1 pseudogene is annotated in these 318 nt (G+C 65.7%); it reads right to left on the bottom strand.

From position 1 onward, the window contains the following. Nucleotides 1-215 (bottom strand): annotated as a pseudogene (locus AC0L2X_RS32595) (IS66 family transposase); the annotation flags it as partial. Between the last annotated feature and the right edge of the window lie 103 nt (nucleotides 216-318).

The raw sequence follows: 318 nt of genomic DNA, 5'->3' as shown, positions 1-318 counted from the left end.
TGACCATGCAGCGCCCGCTGCAGCTTGCGGATCGTCAGATGCTGATGTGCGATCAGCGCCGCATCATCCGATGCCTTAGCCCTGGCGACCGCCAGTTCGGCCTCGACCAGCGCAGCGCGCGCGGCCTCGTCTTCGGCTCTGGCCAGCGCCGCGGTCAGCGCCGCTCTGAGCGCGCCGATATCGTCCGGAACAGCATCCTGGGCGGTGGCAACCATGCCCTGGAGTGAATCATAAAACGCGCCCGCTGACTCGCGGAAAATGGCGCAAACTCAAAGAAAACTCAGCCCGCGCGCTGCGGGCGGAACGTGTGAACCGGGT

It is taken from the genome of Mesorhizobium sp. WSM4828 (assembly GCF_055811175.1).
This window is presented reverse-complemented; position numbering and strand designations above follow the sequence as displayed.